We start from the raw sequence: 15,859 nt of genomic DNA on the forward strand, positions 1-15,859 counted from the left end.
CATGCAAGACCAAGCTCAACTAAGAGACCGTCAAGCAGCAGCTCACGAGCGCACGCCAGCGCTCGCTGAGCTTAAAGATTCTGTGTCTCTATTATTCGACAGTTATCAGCAAATCGCGGAAGCACAAATTAACCTATTAGGTGCCAAGTTCAGAGCTAATTTAAAAACTTTATGTATCGCGCTCGGGTTAATTCTGTTTTCTTTGATTTTAACGGCGATGGTATGGGGCAGCTTGCACGTGTTATTTGCTTACGCCTTAACCTACGCAGGCCTAAGCTGGTTTATTTCGGCGGGTATTGTGCTTACTATCAATATCGCAATGATTTATTACCTGATCATCACAGGGCTAAAGCTCTTTAATAACAGCATAAACGACCTGACGTCTGGGTTTTATACTCCAGTTGCGAAGCAGGAGGCCAGTAATGACGAAGCTCGCTGAATTCATCACTGATAAGTTGCACCAAGAAGTGGTGATAGAGAAGAAAAAGCTCATTACTGCACGGCATTTTAATCACCTTACCCAAGTGAAAGCCAAAAAAGTATTTACCGGCGCGATTAGCTCTCCTCAAGGGTTAGGCTTCATGTTTATGTTTGGCGCACTCAGCGCTAAATATGGCAAGTTTGGTGCACTAAGAAAAATCGTACTACTACAAAGAATAGCGCAAGGTATCATTTAATTCCTTGCGCTATTCTTTGGTTCTTATCTAAACCAGATTTTCTTTAATTTCTTTCAGATCCACCAGTGTAATAGGCTTTAACAACACGTCATCCACTTGTGACTCGGCCAACTTTTCCGGCTCTGGATCAAAACCACTAGCAATCACGATATGCTGATTAGGATCTTGTGCTTTAATCTCTCGCGCAAGCGTAAGCCCGGACTTATCGGGCAGGCCTATATCCAGTAAAATCGTGTCAAAGCGCTCAGAACCAACAAAGTGCTGCCAACAAGTTTGCGCGCACTCAGCCGTAACCACATTTACTTGCAGTGAATTAAGTAACAGCTTAAGCAAGTTCCGTGTATCTGCATCGTCTTCTACCACTAAAAACTGCAAAGTACCGGTAGTTTGCTCCACATCATCGCTAGATGTTGCCAATTCATCACTCAAGTAGTGTGCTAAATATTCACCTAACTCAGAGACATTAACAGGCTTACTCATCATATCGCTAAAGCCAAGCGCCACTAACTCTTCTTTTGTGCCTTTTTGAGCGGCCGCCGTTAGTGCGACAACAGGTAAGTCAATACCACGCTCTCTGAGTGCAACAATCGTATCTCGGCCATCCATTCTTGGCATGTGCAAGTCCATAAAGACTAAGTCATACTTATCAGGATTATCCTTAAGCATCGCAAGCGCTTCGATGCCATCGCCCGCAATTTCAGCGGTTGCACCGGTTTGACCTATCAGGGTGCGCAACAACATCTGGATCTCACTAATGTCTTCAACGATAAGGATATGCCCTTGCAAATCAGATGGAAGCGAGTTATCGGTCGCATTTTGGGTTTTATCTAGCATCAATGGCGCCAGAGTCATTTCATCGATAGCATCAAGGTCAATACTAAAACCAAACTCACTCCCCTCTCCCAAAGTCGACTCAACCGCAAGTTCGCCTCCCATCAATTTAATGAGTGCAGAGCTAATAGCTAAACCAAGACCAGCACCTTCATCCGTGCGCGTTGTGACGTTTTGTACTTGTTCAAAAGGTTTAAATATACGTTTAAGCTTCTCGCAAGGAATACCAATACCTGTATCAATCACCTTGAACTCAAGTTTTGCTTCAGCTTGTAACGTGATCTCAACCTTCACGAAACCGGAGCTTGTGAACTTAATCGCATTATAAATAATGTTGATAAGTACCTGTTTTAGCCGTGTTTTATCAATCTTTACATCTTGTGGAAGTGGTGTTTTAGCTTCAATGCTAAAACTCAAGCCTTTCTTGGCTGCGGCCATTTTAAACAGACTATATAAATCACTTAGAAAGCTATTCAAACACGTGCTTTGCTTATTTAGCTGTAACCGGTTTTCATTTAGCTTGGATAGGTCGAGCACATCATTTAACAAGTTAAGTAAGTGCTCGCTATTGTTATTGATTATAGAAAGCTCAGGCTTAACATTCTGCAACTCTTCCCGAGATAAGAGGAGATTGGTGTAACCTAAAATAGACGTTAACGGTGTTCTCAACTCATGGCTTAAATGTGCCAAAAAGCGGTCTTTTGCTCGACTGTCAGACTCGACCCGCAATCGCTCCAGGCGTTCACGTTCAAGTTCTTTGCGTGCCAAAGCATAGCGAATGGAACGAATAAATCGAGCACTGCTTATTTCCGACTTAAGCACGAAGTCTTCAGCCCCCGCTTTTAGGGCTTCGTTATCTAACACTTCATCTGATTGCCCCGTCAGCATGATTATCGGCGTATGAACCTGTCTTGCTCTGGCTTCTTTTAATACGCTCAAACCGGTTTGTGGGCCTAATTGATAATCCAATAAGCAGAGATCGAAGCCATTACTCTCCAGTTCTTCTAGCGCTTGATGGTATTGGCTTTGCCAAACGAGATTAAATTTAAAGTTAGGAATAGACTGTAAATAATCTAAGGTTAAAATATAATCGTCTTCGTCATCTTCAATGAGCAGCACATTGACTTCACTGACCGACTCCTTTGTCATACTAGCCTCCACAAATGAAGTGATATTAATTCGTTTGAGTCGTCACGTTATGTTGAAACAAGTATAGGACGACTTGCGGTGAGGTAGCGCTTGTATGCACAAGCGCGATGGGATTAATTTGGCAGCTCTACTATTTCAATCCAGTACTTGCCTAAATGTTTCATCAAATCAACTAAACCATCAAAATCCACGGGCTTAGTAATGTAAGATGCAGCGCCTGAGTCATACCCTCTCAGTTTGTCTTCTTCCTCTTTGGAAGTAGTTAAGATAACCACGGGTATAGAGCGTAGTATTGGGTCTTTTTTGATTTCTTGTAACGCTTCTCTACCATCCATTCTTGGCATATTCAGGTCAAGTAAAATGAGGTTTGGTCTTGGGTATCGTTGTTTATCAGTAAACTCCCCCTCATTTCTCAAATATTCCAAAAGCTCAACCCCGTCCTTAACAAACTGAAATGCATTGAGTACTCGGCTTTCTTCTAAAGCGTCTTGAGCCAACAAGCGATCATCTTCGTCGTCATCCGCCATCAAAATATGGATCGGCTGAGTTTTTTTATAGTTCATTCTTCAGTTCCTGAATAATTGGTGTTGGTTCAGCGAGTAGTGTGATCGTGAATTTAGCACCTTTACCATCTTCACTGGTCGCTGAAATCGTTCCACCGTGTCGCTCAACAATGCGTCTACACACGGTTAAACCAATGCCAGTACCAGCATATTTTTTTCTGTCATGTAGTCGTTGAAAAGGCGAGAATATTTTCTCAGCATATTCAGCATCAAAGCCAACGCCATTATCTTCTACCACAAAAGTGTAAGCATCTTGACTCATCAATTGAGTGTTTTCAACCGCGATTGTAATAATCGGATCGCGCCCTTCTACTCTGAATTTAATCGCATTGGAAAGTAGATTTAAAAACAGCTGGTGTATTTGACTAGCATCACATTTGATTGTCGGTAACACGTCCGAGTTTACGCTCGCACTGCTGTCATTTACTGCAATTTCTAAATCGTCCAACACAAACTGTAAAACTTGGTTGAGATCCTGTTCTTCAAAAGGCTTTGCTCTGGTGGTAACTCGGGATAACTCAAGCAAGTCAGTGATAAGCGTCGACATCCGCTGTGCGGCACTCGTCATTCGAGCCAAATAATCCTTACCCTTGTCATCAAGGTGCTCACCATAATTCTTTTCGATGCGATCGCCAAAAGCGCGGATCTTTCTCAGCGGCTCTTGCAGGTCGTGAGAGGCAACAAATGCAAAGTCTTCGAGCTCTCGGTTGCTACGATTTAGCTCTTCAGCGTAATGTTCTAATGCTTCGGTACGCGCTTGCACCTTTTCTTCTAAATGATCGTTTACTTTTTCTAATTCGCTCTTTGCTCTTTTTGCACTGCGCAGATTGACGACTAAAAGCAGCAAAATGGCAAAAATCATCACGGCGCTCAACAAAGTAAACACCACTATATTAATTTGTGCTTCTTTGCGTACACGTTTCAGCTGATTTAGCTGAATGGTCCGGATGTCCACTTCTGCGGCCATGATTTGAGTAAATTCTTCTCTTAGGTCACCACCTGATTCTGTAGCTCGGTCGAGTAGTTGAGTTTCGTTACCCACATCGGTATTACGCGCCACTATCACCGTGCTTTGCAAAGTTTTGAACCGCTCCTTCACTCCATCGACATAAAGATTGATCTTTTGTTGCTGTACGTCACTTTCAGAATGACTCAGGCTAACTTTGGCTATACTTTCATCAAGGTTTTGCAATGCCTTTTTAAAAGGTGCCAAATCGCTTTCTTTATTGGAGATTAAAAATGCTCGTTGCCCAGCCTCTGCGTTTAGCATCGCAATATGCAGTCGGTCCAATGACATCATCACTTCACTGGTATTGCGAATACTCTCTTGAACTTGATTGAGCTCTTTAACGTTTTTGAAACCGATAAGCGCGTTCGACGCCACCAACCCTACACTCACAACAACTGCAAACCAGATAAAATTCAGTTTATTACTTAAGTTCATAAAATAACTAAACTTTGATTCATTGTTCACTCATTATTTCCTTGCTCCACCAGCGTCTGTAACAGCTCGCTGCACTCTTTGGTTGCCTTGATAATCGTGTTCGCTATGTCAATTATCTGCTGCTGAGAACCCGGCTGTTCAGCAATAAGTTTAATCAATTCCGAATTCATTGAAATTTGATTCAAAGGTTTGCGTGCATCGTGTACTAGCTTTGCAAGCTCACCTTGATCATTATGTGTCATTTTTCCTCCTCGAAATTATGACTGTGCTTCTCCTTCATAGGCATTTAAGCGGTTATAAAGTGTTTTTGTACTGATCCCAAGCATCCTGGCCGCTAGCGTCTTATTACCTTCTACTGATTCTAATGTTTGATAGATCAATTCTCTTTCTACTTCTTCTATGGTTTTACCTGGCTTCATTTCAGGCGTAGGTACTTGAATCGCATTTGCTCTGCTTGAAGTACCCACCTGTGGTGGAATTGGAGCGCGATTTAACTGCGCATGTTCCATCATGCGTTTCGCCTGCGCGAATGGTGAGGCAAAGTTCGCATCAAATACTAAGCTATGGTCATCGTGATCCGCCATAATATAGGCACGATGAATAGTGTGCTTGAGTTCACGTACATTACCGGGCCAATCATATTCAACCAAGCGGCTCATATCTGCCGCCTTAATCACGTATTGACTATTACCTTTTTTATTCAAACCCTGGAGAAAATGCTCGGCAAGTAATGGAATGTCTTCTTTTCTCTCTCTGAGCGGTGGAATGTGGATTGGAAATACCGCTAAACGGAAATAAATGTCTTCTCGCAGTACGTCATTGGTAGCGATATCCTCGACACTACGGTTAGTCGCCGATATTACCCGGCAATTTACTTTTATCGGCTTTGTGCCACCGACTCGTGTCACCGTGTGAGTTTCAAGTACACGTAGCAAGTTTGGCTGTTGCTCGATTGGCATTTCGGTTAATTCATCCAAAAACAAAGTGCCATTCTCTGCTTGTTCAAATACTCCAACTTTTTGAGCATTTGCTCCCGTAAACGCGCCTTTTTCATGACCAAATAGTTCGCTACCGATCAAGTCTTTCGGGATTGCACCACAGTTTACGTTAACCAAATCCCCTGTCACTGTGCTAGCATTGTGAATTGCGCGGGCAAACATTTCTTTACCTACACCGCTTTCCCCCATCAACATCACATTAGCGTCGGTACCTGCCACGCGCTCTATCATCTTATATAGATGTTTCATTTTGGCAGACTCGCCCAGCAACACACCAAAATGCGCTTGACTTTCGGTTCGCTTGGGTTTGTTCTTGGAAGGGCTTAACGCATTTCTAAAATCATCTGCGTCAACGGGCTTAGTGAGATAATTCAATCCATCATGACAAAGCTGCGACAATGCTGACTTTACTGATGGATGTCCCGTAACCATAGTTATTGGTGTACGGATCCCTGCGGCTCTAATTTCATCAACTAGATGTAAACCACTGCCATCTGGCAGCATAAAATCAAGAAAGATATGATCAAAACTTTGCGTTTCTAGCCATTGTCTGGCCGATGCCAAGTCATTCGCTAAGCACGCGTCATGGCCCAGATATTCAACTATACGGCAAGCCAGCTCTGCAAAATCATGATCATCATCTACTAATAAAACGGTTTTCAATTGAGTCCCTCTCTCAATGCTCCAATAGTGTTTCCACTTTTGATTTTTATCTCGCACACTAATGAATGGCCGCAAAATGCCTAATTCGGAACCATTACGTTCAGCGCGTGTTTCTGGATCACTATTTCAATACTTTTTGCACTAAGCACTTCACCATCTAGTGCAAAGTGTTGTTCTTGTTCAAATTCTATGTTTATCTTTTCGCACTGCTCGGTGCGAATATTAGAAGGTTTGCCGTCCAATTTAGGTAAAATAAGTTCAGCTACCGTAAGATTCTGCGCACCATCCGGTTCAACCGGTAAAATCGTAATATCTAGTTTGCCATCGTCATAGATTGGCTCTCCATGACCTTGAGCAAGAATTGTGGTTTTTGGTGCTGCATTCGCTACAACCAGACTAACACATTCTAACTGAGATTGCTCAGCGCCATCAAAGCTCACTCTAAAATTAAGGGGCTTATTCTCACTTACCGCCTGCCAAAGGCCTCGAATATAGGCTAATTGCCCCGAGTTATTTTTTTCTTCACGCCCAGCCTTTTCTATCATTTCCTGACCAAAGCCAACGGCCGCCGCTAAAAGCGCGGTGCGGCCATTACAGTTCATTAGATCAATAGGCTTAGGTTTACCCGCTAAAATTGCTTCACAAGCGCGGTTGATAGGATCTATCTTGGACAGTGAACCGAGTAACACGGTCGCTAAGGAATTTGCAGTACCTAAAGGCAATATACCAAACAGTACATCGTTTTCATGAACACCATGGGCGACGCTTGCTAATGTGCCATCACCGCCCCCTGCTATGATGATATTTGGCTGTTTATCAGACATGATTTGTTTAGCTAAAGCCGCGACATCTGTCTCTTTCTCTGTAAAGTGAATCGATAAGTTATATTTTTCCGTCAGCATACCCACAATGTCATTTTCATAGGTAAACCATTTACCCGATCCTGATACAGGGTTTATGACTAACGCCGCCTGCTCACTATGGGTAAAGTTTTGACTGTGATGTAGCTTTGTCATTCCCTTAAGTTGTTGCTTGTTTAACCTCGCCGTTTCACGGCGGTTTTGTATTTTTTCGAGTGCTTCACGGACGGTATAATCAGGGTTGGTTGCGAGTAAATAAGCAGTACAAAAGAACACTGAGCGTCCTCGACCTAACGCACAATGCACTACAACCTTTCGTTTTAGTTCGTGCTGCGCTGCTATCCATGCCATGCCATGCGCTAACTGTTCTGAGGTAGGCGCTTGATGATCTAACACTGGAATATTGAGGTAGTGTAAGCCTTGCTGTTCTGCTGACCAGTTTAACCCATCGAACTCAGCAGTTACGTCTAAAATGGCTTCAATCCCTTCCGCCTTAAGCATATCCACATCGCTTGGAAATAACCGACAAGCAACAAATAAATTATCTGTAAGCGGCTGAAATGCATCAACAACATCTCTACCTCTTTCAATTGCATTGTATAAATGTACACAACCTAAGTAAGGCCAAAATAGCCAGGTTATATACCAAGGAATTTTGCCTGTACCGTGCTTTCTAAATATGTGCGGATAGTTGGTTGCATAAGCAAAAGTAACTAAAGAAATAGAGACGGTAAACCACGCAAGCGGCAACATTAGCCAAGATCCAATACTGTGGATCGTGAGTGCGGCTAAACAGAGACTTGCAAACAGGTAGTACTTAAGCATTTTCATTGCCTTTCCTTAATTATTTTTGTCGCCTACGGCTTTTTATTATCGCCTTATGCGGAACTCTCTTAGGTTTGTACATATGTAACTAAGTATAGGTATGCATTTCTTAATCTGCGCTGATTCATCAACTTGTTTATGATAATCATGAAGATACTTAACTATAGCTGAGACTATTCACAAAGAAATAAAAAGTGCGTCTGGGTATTTGTAACGACTTATGCAAGCGCTGCTACATAAGTATTCAGCCACCATTAATCCATTAAAATTTCTAATGTGAAAATCATAAAATTTATCAGTTGAATGAAGCATAAATGATCACCATAATGGCGATCCTTTAAACGCATTTGGAGAACCAAACAGACAATGGCAAACGAGCTCGACTGGCTACTTAACTTAATATTACTTACTTTAGGTTTTGGTGCCTTTTTTATTAACCATAAAACGCTACTAAGAGTAGCTGCTGTGTGCGCATGTGGCGTACTTTTTATCTCGTTTAGCCTTGATCTGATGAACACCAGTGTAATTTCTAACCTTAGCTTGATTTTGATAAATACTTTTTATCTATTCAAAGTCTATACCTTTGGTCAGCTGGAAGTTCACTAGTTCTTTGCAGTAACTAGTTCCTAGCGACTAGTTCCCAGCGACTAGTTCCCAGCGACTAGTTCCCTATTTCACTTCGGTGCGCTAAAATCATGGCCATCATTGCTTGTTAATGGAGAAGCAGTATGGCCATGACTGATGAAGAACTATTTTTAGCTTCAATGGGCGACGTCACTCCGCTCGCTCAAGACAAAAAAGCAGAATTACGCCGTCACAAAAACAAACCAACTATTTCGCAACTCGCAAAACGCGAGGCTGCCGAACAAGAACTTGAGTTTGATCCTAATTACTTATCCACAGAATACGTTGATCTATTAGATCCGCACGATCTACTCGCCTATAAAAAAAGCGGCGTCCAAGATGGTGTATACAAAAATCTCAGATTAGGTAAATACCAAGTTGATGCTACCTTAGACTTACATGGCAAACCATTTCATGATGCCCGCAAAGCCTTGTTTGACTTTGTTACAGATTGCCATGCAAAAAGCATCCGAGTATTGTTATTAAGGCATGGTATCGGTTTAAACAGTAAACCCTTTCCCGCTGTACTGAAAAGCTATACAAATAAATGGCTGCAAGAAATGCCACAAGTGTTGGCATTTCACTCTGCATTAAAATGCCATGGTGGTAGCGGCTCTACTTACGTACTACTAAGAAAGAGTGATGAGAAAAAACAAGAAAATAGAGAGCGTCACGCTAAACGCTAAAAAACAAAAAGCCGAGTAAAACTCGGCTTATTTGCTATTTGCGGTGGGTGTCGTCCCCTGAAGTTCACTTGCACTCGCTTGATTAAACCAAGCTGATACACCTAACAAAATAACCGAAACCACAACAAGTGATAATTTCGCGCCACCTTGACTTTGCTTCATGGGTTAGACCTTTTTATTATTGTTTTTTTGTTAAATTAATGCATCATTCATAAACACTCAAGATGTTTTTTTATACAGTAGTTTACACTATTCTCTTTACACCCTACTCTGTGGCTAATTACAACTATTTAATCAATTAGTAACCCTGCTTTTTATGAACTAAATGAACAAGTGCTTTGCCCTCCTGCATCGCTAAATAGTTGTTAGCAATTTGCTGAGCTGCCGTATTCAAACTGGTTAATGCGGCAACATGTGGAGTAATACTAATGTTTGGCTGCTGCCAAAAGGCATGTGATGCAGGGAGTGGCTCTGTATCAAATACGTCTAAAATAGCCCCGCCAAACGTCTCAGCCGCTAACGCATTGAGTAAATCCGCCTCGTTCAGATGGCCACCTCTTGCGACATTAATGAGAACGCAATGATCTGGCGCGAGTGCAAACAGCTGGGCGTTCAATATCCCTTTGGTATGTTCAGTCAATGGTAGCAGGCACACAAGATAATCAATGTCTGAAAGAAAAGCTGCTAGCTCATCTTGCCCACTGAAGTGCTCAATATTGTCCAGTTGTTTTGCAGAGCCGGACCACCCTTTGATGTTAAATCCATTTACATGTAGCTTATGCGCGACCGCAAGGCCAAGTTGCCCCATCCCCATAATACCAACAGTGCGACCTGCTCTTGCGCGCCTTGGCTTCCATATTTGCTGAGATTGATTGTGGCCGTACTCTCTTACTCTAAGCTTATGACTTAATAGTTGGCCTAATACATATTCAGCCATATCATCCGCTAAATTTGGGTCAACGATACGCGCAACTTCTACATCTGGTGGTAACAGCTGCATCGGAATGCTATCAACACCGGCACCGTAGGAATGCACTACTTTTAAATTAGGAAGCTTTGACCATAGCGTCTCTGGCGCATTCCATGCCAGCACAAACTCGACCTCCTTTAATAAGCTAACATCATCAACGGGCCATTCAAGCAAGCTTTGCTGCGGCAACAGAGCTGCTAGCTTAGCAACTAGCTTGTCATTATTACGACCAGTAACACAAATAAGTAAAGCCATATTGTTCCTTTATTCTCTCGACACGCTATCACTGCAAAATAAATGACATACCAATGCAACATGCTTGTCATTAATAGTTTTTACTCTTGCAAAAAAGCGCCAACAGGTGATGAAAAATGATCAGTGTAGATAAAGTCATTGAAGCAAATCTTCCACAACTTGAAAACTCCCCAAAGGTAAAAGGTTTAGTAAAAAAAGGGCTTGGTTATCTCTTGCATGAGCAAGAGTTTGTCGCGTTTGCTGACACCTACCCTCATTTGCAAGGACTCGAGTTTGTTGAACAAGTGCTCGATGAGTTAGATTTTGACGCTCGCTTTAAACCAAAGCAAATAGAGCATATCCCAAGCGAAGGTCCAGTGGTGATCGTCGCAAACCACCCTATTGGCTCTTTAGATGCACTGGCACTAATCAAAGTGCTGGCGCAAGTACGGCCTGACTTAAAGGTTGTTGCTAACCGGATGTTGATGTCGGTTACACCAATGCATCCCCTATTACTGCCTGTTGATAACCTCTCAGGAACCAGTAAAAAACAAGAGCTGGCAAACATTCACAAGCATTTAAAGTCTGAGGGAGCGCTACTTATCTTCCCAGCTGGTGAAGTTTCTCGCTTAAGCCCAACCGGTATTAAAGACTGCAAATGGAACTCTGGCTTTTTAAGAATGGCTAAAAAAGCCAATTGCCCCATTCTACCCATTTTTATCAAAGCGAAAAACAGTCCGCTCTTTTACGGCACCAGTATGATTTATAAGCCTTTAGCCAGTTTATTATTGGTCAAAGAGATGTTTAAACAAAGGCAAAAGTCGCTAGAATTTGAAATAGGCGCCAGCATTCCTCCAGAGTCTTATCTTATTGATAACCTTAAAGACAAAGAGATAGTCGCGCTTATTCGCAAACAACTTTATCGCCTTGCCAGTAAAAAGCCACTGCCACTCAAAACACAAACCCCTATTGCAGTTCCAGAAAATCGCAAAGAACTTAAAAAGGCAGTGGAAGCGTGCGAATGTATCGGTGAAACACCCGATGGCATGCAAATATACGTTTACCAATACACCGGCAGCTCGGTGATATTTAGAGAGCTTGGACGCCTTAGAGAAATTGCCTTTAGGGCCGTGGGAGAAGGAAGTGGTAATCGTCGTGATATCGATAAGTACGATATGCACTACCACCATTTGTTGTTATGGGACACGAAACAACTTGAGCTGGTGGGTGCCTATCGCCTTGCAAGTGCCAAGCAAGTGATAGAAGAACACGGGCAAGCCGGGCTTTATACCGACAGCTTGTTTTCGTACAGTGAAACCATGACCCCATACTTTGAAAAAGGCCTCGAACTTGGTCGCAGCTTTGTGCAGCCCAAGTACTGGGGTCGCAAGAGCCTAGATTACCTATGGTATGGGATCGGTGCATTCGTAAAGCGCTACCCAGAGCACCGTTATATGTTTGGTGCAGTCAGCCTCTCGAACGCGTTACCGGATGAAGCAAAAGCCATGTTGGTGTATCACTACCAACATTACTTTTCAAACCTTGCTGGTATCGCCACGCCGAACAACGAAATGAAGCTAAGTAATGATCAGCTTAACCGTTATCAACACATGTTCAGTGGCGATGACATCAAAGAAGATTTCGCAGAGCTCAAACATATTCTTGCTAATATGGGTGCTCAAGTCCCTACATTATTTAAGCAATATACGGAGCTTTGCGAAGAGCAAGGCGTGAACTTTCTGAGCTTTAGTATAGATCCCGACTTTAATAACTGTATCGATGGTCTGGTACTCGTTGACTTAGCGAAATTAAAAGAACAAAAAGCAAAGCGCTACCTAGGCGATAACCCCTACGGTTAAGCTCAAATACATTGATCCGCTGTAATAAAGATCGCTACACTGCGGTCTTTATTGTTGCTTACTGTTATCACGGGATCATTTGTATGCTCAAACTATTTGGCCAAGCTTTCATCATTGTGCTGGTGTTTTTCGCCGTCTCAGCCTATCAAGAAAGAAACATGCTTGCCGACTCGGGAGAGCAAACGGCGCCGCTATTTCACCTACCCATTTTACAATCCAAGCAAACTTATTCCTCTATTCAGCTTAAAGGTCAACAAAGTATCGTGTATTTTTTTGCGCCTTGGTGCGGCGTATGTCGAGTGAGCATGCCGAATATTGATAAATTGCATCAACAAGGCAAAGTCAAAGCGGTGGCGATTGCGTTGGATTATCGTTCCACTGAAGAAGTAACAAAGTTTGTCAGCGATCTACAATTAGACATGCCCGTATTACTCGGCAATCAAACCACGGCACAAGCGTATAAAGTGCAGGCTTACCCTACCTATTATGTACTTGATGAAGACTTCAAAATAACCGAGCGCTCTGTTGGTTACTCATCCGAGATAGGGATCCGAGCGAGATTGTAAGAAACCTAAATAAACCGCTTACAGTTAATTACGACTCTCTGAAATTAATCAACAATTATTTCGTTTAGGCTAACGCACATCTTAACAAAGGATGAATAGGAAGCCGACCATGCGCCACGCCCCACACTTTACGCTCAGTAAAATTTCACTCCTCGTGCTCTGCACTACCCTTGGCAATCATGCATTAGCCGATGAGGAGAAAATTGAACACATCGAAGTTATTTATAAACGCAGCTCAGTTATTTCAGAAATTACCGAAGATGCGCAAAAACTTGTAGACATGCCAGGAGCCATGGGCGACCCGCTCAGGGCTGCTTTTGCTCTACCTGGCGTTGTTGCCGCGGGTGGTTCTATGGGCGCACCTGCCGTGCGAGGTTCCTCTCCTGACGACAATATCTTTGAAGTGGACTTTATGCCCGCAGGATATATCTTTCACGATTTCGGCAGCTCTATTTTCAACCGCAATACAATTCAAGATTTTCAGCTGAATTCTGCCGGATTTGGTACCAGTTACAGCAATGCCACTGGTGCCGTGTTTGACGTCACGCTGCGTAATCCAAAATACCAAGATATTGCCACCACACTTGATTTAACCATGTTTAACGCAGGTATTTTTGTTGAAGGTAAAGCAACTGAAAATTCTGCATTCTATGTGTCAGCAAGAAAAAGTACCCTACCGCTGTTTTTCAGTGATGGCGAGGAGCTTGAGGACGATGATGGCAAGCCAACAGGGATCACCATTAACGATCCACCGGATGATCACGATTACCAAGCCAAGTGGCTGTGGGATATCAATGCAAATAATACCTTAACGGTAAATATCAATGGCGCGGAGGATTCGGTTGCGGCTGGGTTTTCAGGCGCGTCAGATCTTGCCCTTAAAACCCCAGAATATCAGGGCGATGCTCGCTATATTCGTAAATTTAATAGTCAGAACATGTTGTGGGATCACTACGCCAAAGACTTACATATTCGCGCAGGCGTCGGTTATCTCAACCACCAAGCCACTATGCGCTACGGTCAACGCGCGACTTTATCTGATGGCTACTTTGAAAATTTTGAAGAAGAACAACTCAGTTATAAAGTACGAGCCAGTTATAAACTAAACAAAGAGCATCGTGTCATTGCAGATGCAGGCTACTACGACAAAAAGTCCACCTACCGCTACGACGCCTTTAATTATGTTTGTACCGAGTTTGACCCCGACTGTGACCTAAATAAAGGTGAGAGGATTAAGGGCACATCGAGTGCTGGAACAGACTCCGCCTTTATTGGGGTTAACCACGTTTGGCAATTTTCACCAAACTGGCAAAGTGAATTAGGAATAGTGGGTGAATATTATGACTACAGTGATGAGACGATTGTTCATCCACGCCTTGCGCTCAATTACTTCTATAACGATGACACAGTGATCTCAGCCAAGGCTGGCACTTACAGCCGCATTCAAGACCTTGAATACATTTTACCTGTTGTTGGTAACCCTGAACTTGAAGCTCAGCGTTCTACTCACTATACCTTAGGTTTTAAACAGGAGTTGGAAAATGAGTGGTCATATTCCGTCGAGACCTATTATAAAACCATGGATGACCTGCCAAAAAGTGCCCCCTTATCTCAAGTAAACTACATCAATGGGACTTCCGGTACAGCCTACGGTGTTGATTTTATTGTTAACAAAAACAAAACCGATGACTGGTATGGTTGGGTTGCTGTAAGCCTTGCAAAAAGTGAACGTGAGGATGAGCTAACCGGCATTAAACGTGACTATTATGCCGATACCCCTTTTATTCTCAATGCCGTGTTTCACTATGACTTTGGCGAAAAGTGGTCTGGAGGCTTTAACTTTACCGCTCGCAGCGGTCAAGCCTATACCCCAATTGTGGGTGTAAGAGAGAATCCTGAATTTGCGAACCGCTACTTGCCTGTGTATGGCGACCCATTCTCAGAGCGTTTTGACACTTATCACCGCCTAGATATTCGTTTTGAACGCGAAACAGAATTATTTGGTCTCGATGGCAAGCTAATTTTGGAGCTAATGAATGCATATGGCCAAGACAATACTGCCTATGTTGACCTTGACTACGATAGGGTCAAATCAATCAATGATTTATATATAGAAGAGGAAAGCGATGACTTTGAAATGCGTCCTTCTATTGGCTTCAGCGTAACATTTTAACTTGCCATAGGCGCACAAGCTCTGCATGATCGCATTTATTTTTATAATGAGAGTCCCTTCATGCCTAAAGCGTGCGCCTATCATATTTTAGTAAAAACCGAAAAAGAGTGTTTAGACATCAAAGCAAAACTAGCCAAAGGTGCTGACTTTGGCAAATTGGCTAAACAACATTCCCTATGTCCTTCAAAAAAGCGCGGTGGCGACCTTGGTGAGTTCAATAAAGGGGATATGGTGAAGGCCTTTGACGATGTGGTATTCAAAAAGCCGTTATTTGAAGTGCACGGCCCTGTGAAAACCAAGTTCGGCTTCCACTTGATCAAAACCGTCTATCGGAGTTAATCGCTTTTTTGGATTAATCTCATCATTTTAACTTAATTTACCTTCATGATTAATCCTCTATACTGAAGCTAACCGTTTAGAGGAGAAAAAGAATATGTTTACTGTTATTTTTGGTCGTGAAGGTTGCCCGTTTTGTGTTCGTGCAAAAGAAGTGGCTGAGCGTTTAACGCAAGAGCGCGATGACTTCAATTTTCGCTATGTTGACATTATCAAGGAAGGCGTAAGCAAAGCCGATCTTGAAAAGTCAGCGGGTAAACCTTGCCCTACCGTACCACAGATTTTTATCGACCAAGATCACATTGGTGGCTTTACTGAATTTGAAGCCTATGCAAAAGCAAATTTAGGCCTTTACCAGTAAATTAGCAAAATCACATAGATTAAATTTTAACCAATATCAG

At 42.7% G+C, this 15,859-nt stretch carries 17 protein-coding genes; 9 read left to right on the forward strand and 8 right to left on the reverse strand.

The features are described 5' to 3' along the window. Position 1 precedes the first annotated feature (1 nt). Together NH462_RS01710 and NH462_RS01715 are read left to right on the forward strand one after the other, a co-directional pair. Entirely contained in the window at positions 2-439 is a 438-nt protein-coding gene (locus NH462_RS01710) for a phage holin family protein (RefSeq protein WP_010378916.1), read from the forward strand. Beyond that, on the forward strand, positions 423-677 hold the full coding sequence (locus NH462_RS01715; RefSeq protein ID WP_010378914.1) for a hypothetical protein: 255 nt from the start codon (positions 423-425) through the stop codon (positions 675-677). The genes NH462_RS01710 and NH462_RS01715 overlap by 17 nt, the downstream gene beginning before the upstream one ends. 27 nt (positions 678-704) lie before the next feature. Here NH462_RS01715 and NH462_RS01720 read toward each other — a convergent pair whose 3' ends face one another. From NH462_RS01720 to NH462_RS01745, 6 genes are all read right to left on the reverse strand, one after another. Continuing rightward, positions 705-2,657, reverse strand: a complete 1,953-nt coding sequence (locus tag NH462_RS01720) for a response regulator (RefSeq protein ID WP_253103429.1) — start codon at positions 2,655-2,657, stop codon at positions 705-707. Positions 2,658-2,770: 113 nt separating this feature from the next. Then, positions 2,771-3,220, reverse strand: a complete 450-nt coding sequence (locus NH462_RS01725; protein ID WP_010378908.1) for a response regulator — start codon at positions 3,218-3,220, stop codon at positions 2,771-2,773. After that, on the reverse strand, positions 3,210-4,694 hold the full coding sequence (locus NH462_RS01730; protein ID WP_253103431.1) for a sensor histidine kinase: 1,485 nt from the start codon (positions 4,692-4,694) through the stop codon (positions 3,210-3,212). The genes NH462_RS01725 and NH462_RS01730 overlap by 11 nt, the downstream gene beginning before the upstream one ends. Then, the gene (locus NH462_RS01735) at positions 4,691-4,906 is read right to left on the reverse strand and encodes a histidine kinase (RefSeq protein WP_253103433.1); all 216 of its coding nucleotides are present in this window, start codon (positions 4,904-4,906) and stop codon (positions 4,691-4,693) included. Before NH462_RS01735 ends, NH462_RS01730 begins: the two co-directional genes overlap by 4 nt. A gap of 15 nt (positions 4,907-4,921) precedes the next feature. Beyond that, positions 4,922-6,325, reverse strand: a complete 1,404-nt coding sequence (locus NH462_RS01740; RefSeq protein ID WP_253103435.1) for a sigma-54 dependent transcriptional regulator — start codon at positions 6,323-6,325, stop codon at positions 4,922-4,924. An 80-nt stretch (positions 6,326-6,405) separates the two neighbouring features. After that, positions 6,406-8,016, reverse strand: a complete 1,611-nt coding sequence (locus NH462_RS01745) for a diacylglycerol kinase family protein (protein ID WP_253103436.1) — start codon at positions 8,014-8,016, stop codon at positions 6,406-6,408. Between the two features lie 360 nt (positions 8,017-8,376). Between NH462_RS01745 and NH462_RS01750 the strand changes: the two genes are divergently transcribed. Continuing rightward, on the forward strand, positions 8,377-8,616 hold the full coding sequence (locus NH462_RS01750) for a hypothetical protein (RefSeq protein ID WP_010378899.1): 240 nt from the start codon (positions 8,377-8,379) through the stop codon (positions 8,614-8,616). A 122-nt stretch (positions 8,617-8,738) separates the two neighbouring features. Beyond that, a complete protein-coding gene (gene smrA / locus NH462_RS01755; RefSeq protein WP_253103438.1) occupies positions 8,739-9,320 on the forward strand; it encodes a DNA endonuclease SmrA in 582 nt (193 codons plus the stop codon). Between the two features lie 27 nt (positions 9,321-9,347). On the opposite strand, the gene NH462_RS22855 is transcribed toward smrA, so the two are convergent. Beyond that, entirely contained in the window at positions 9,348-9,482 is a 135-nt protein-coding gene (locus NH462_RS22855) for a hypothetical protein (protein ID WP_010378895.1), read from the reverse strand. Positions 9,483-9,618: 136 nt separating this feature from the next. Continuing rightward, complete coding sequence (locus tag NH462_RS01760; protein WP_253103440.1) at positions 9,619-10,545, reverse strand: glyoxylate/hydroxypyruvate reductase A; 927 nt, start codon at positions 10,543-10,545, stop codon at positions 9,619-9,621. A gap of 116 nt (positions 10,546-10,661) precedes the next feature. Here NH462_RS01760 and NH462_RS01765 point away from each other — a divergent pair, with 116 nt between their 5' ends. From NH462_RS01765 to NH462_RS01785, 5 genes are all read left to right on the forward strand, one after another. After that, complete coding sequence (locus NH462_RS01765; protein ID WP_253103442.1) at positions 10,662-12,383, forward strand: lysophospholipid acyltransferase family protein; 1,722 nt, start codon at positions 10,662-10,664, stop codon at positions 12,381-12,383. 83 nt (positions 12,384-12,466) lie between these two features. Next, a complete protein-coding gene (locus tag NH462_RS01770) occupies positions 12,467-12,949 on the forward strand; it encodes a TlpA disulfide reductase family protein (protein ID WP_253103443.1) in 483 nt (160 codons plus the stop codon). Positions 12,950-13,058: 109 nt separating this feature from the next. After that, positions 13,059-15,122 (forward strand): TonB-dependent receptor, encoded by a 2,064-nt coding sequence (locus tag NH462_RS01775; protein WP_253103445.1) that lies wholly within the window; start codon positions 13,059-13,061, stop codon positions 15,120-15,122. Positions 15,123-15,182: 60 nt separating this feature from the next. Beyond that, the gene (locus NH462_RS01780) at positions 15,183-15,461 is read left to right on the forward strand and encodes a peptidylprolyl isomerase (protein ID WP_010378882.1); all 279 of its coding nucleotides are present in this window, start codon (positions 15,183-15,185) and stop codon (positions 15,459-15,461) included. A 94-nt stretch (positions 15,462-15,555) separates the two neighbouring features. Beyond that, on the forward strand, positions 15,556-15,819 hold the full coding sequence (locus NH462_RS01785) for a GrxA family glutaredoxin (protein WP_010378880.1): 264 nt from the start codon (positions 15,556-15,558) through the stop codon (positions 15,817-15,819). Positions 15,820-15,859: the final 40 nt, after the last annotated feature.

The sequence above is a fragment of the Pseudoalteromonas sp. OANN1 genome, from assembly GCF_024124685.1.
Classification (GTDB): domain Bacteria; phylum Pseudomonadota; class Gammaproteobacteria; order Enterobacterales; family Alteromonadaceae; genus Pseudoalteromonas; species Pseudoalteromonas piscicida.

Bases quoted from the DNA above. Each gene is read 5' to 3' on its own strand.
- NH462_RS01710 (WP_010378916.1), top strand. From the start codon at position 2: ATGCAAGACCAAGCTCAACTAAGAGACCGTCAAGCAGCAGCTCACGAG.
- NH462_RS01715 (WP_010378914.1), top strand. From the start codon at position 423: ATGACGAAGCTCGCTGAATTCATCACTGATAAGTTGCACCAAGAAGTG.
- NH462_RS01720 (WP_253103429.1), bottom strand. From the start codon at position 2,657: ATGACAAAGGAGTCGGTCAGTGAAGTCAATGTGCTGCTCATTGAAGAT.
- NH462_RS01725 (WP_010378908.1), bottom strand. From the start codon at position 3,220: ATGAACTATAAAAAAACTCAGCCGATCCATATTTTGATGGCGGATGAC.
- NH462_RS01735 (WP_253103433.1), bottom strand. From the start codon at position 4,906: ATGACACATAATGATCAAGGTGAGCTTGCAAAGCTAGTACACGATGCA.
- NH462_RS01745 (WP_253103436.1), bottom strand. From the start codon at position 8,016: ATGAAAATGCTTAAGTACTACCTGTTTGCAAGTCTCTGTTTAGCCGCA.
- NH462_RS01750 (WP_010378899.1), top strand. From the start codon at position 8,377: ATGGCAAACGAGCTCGACTGGCTACTTAACTTAATATTACTTACTTTA.
- smrA (WP_253103438.1), top strand. From the start codon at position 8,739: ATGGCCATGACTGATGAAGAACTATTTTTAGCTTCAATGGGCGACGTC.
- NH462_RS22855 (WP_010378895.1), bottom strand. From the start codon at position 9,482: ATGAAGCAAAGTCAAGGTGGCGCGAAATTATCACTTGTTGTGGTTTCG.
- NH462_RS01760 (WP_253103440.1), bottom strand. From the start codon at position 10,545: ATGGCTTTACTTATTTGTGTTACTGGTCGTAATAATGACAAGCTAGTT.
- NH462_RS01765 (WP_253103442.1), top strand. From the start codon at position 10,662: ATGATCAGTGTAGATAAAGTCATTGAAGCAAATCTTCCACAACTTGAA.
- NH462_RS01770 (WP_253103443.1), top strand. From the start codon at position 12,467: ATGCTCAAACTATTTGGCCAAGCTTTCATCATTGTGCTGGTGTTTTTC.
- NH462_RS01775 (WP_253103445.1), top strand. From the start codon at position 13,059: ATGCGCCACGCCCCACACTTTACGCTCAGTAAAATTTCACTCCTCGTG.
- NH462_RS01780 (WP_010378882.1), top strand. From the start codon at position 15,183: ATGCCTAAAGCGTGCGCCTATCATATTTTAGTAAAAACCGAAAAAGAG.
- NH462_RS01785 (WP_010378880.1), top strand. From the start codon at position 15,556: ATGTTTACTGTTATTTTTGGTCGTGAAGGTTGCCCGTTTTGTGTTCGT.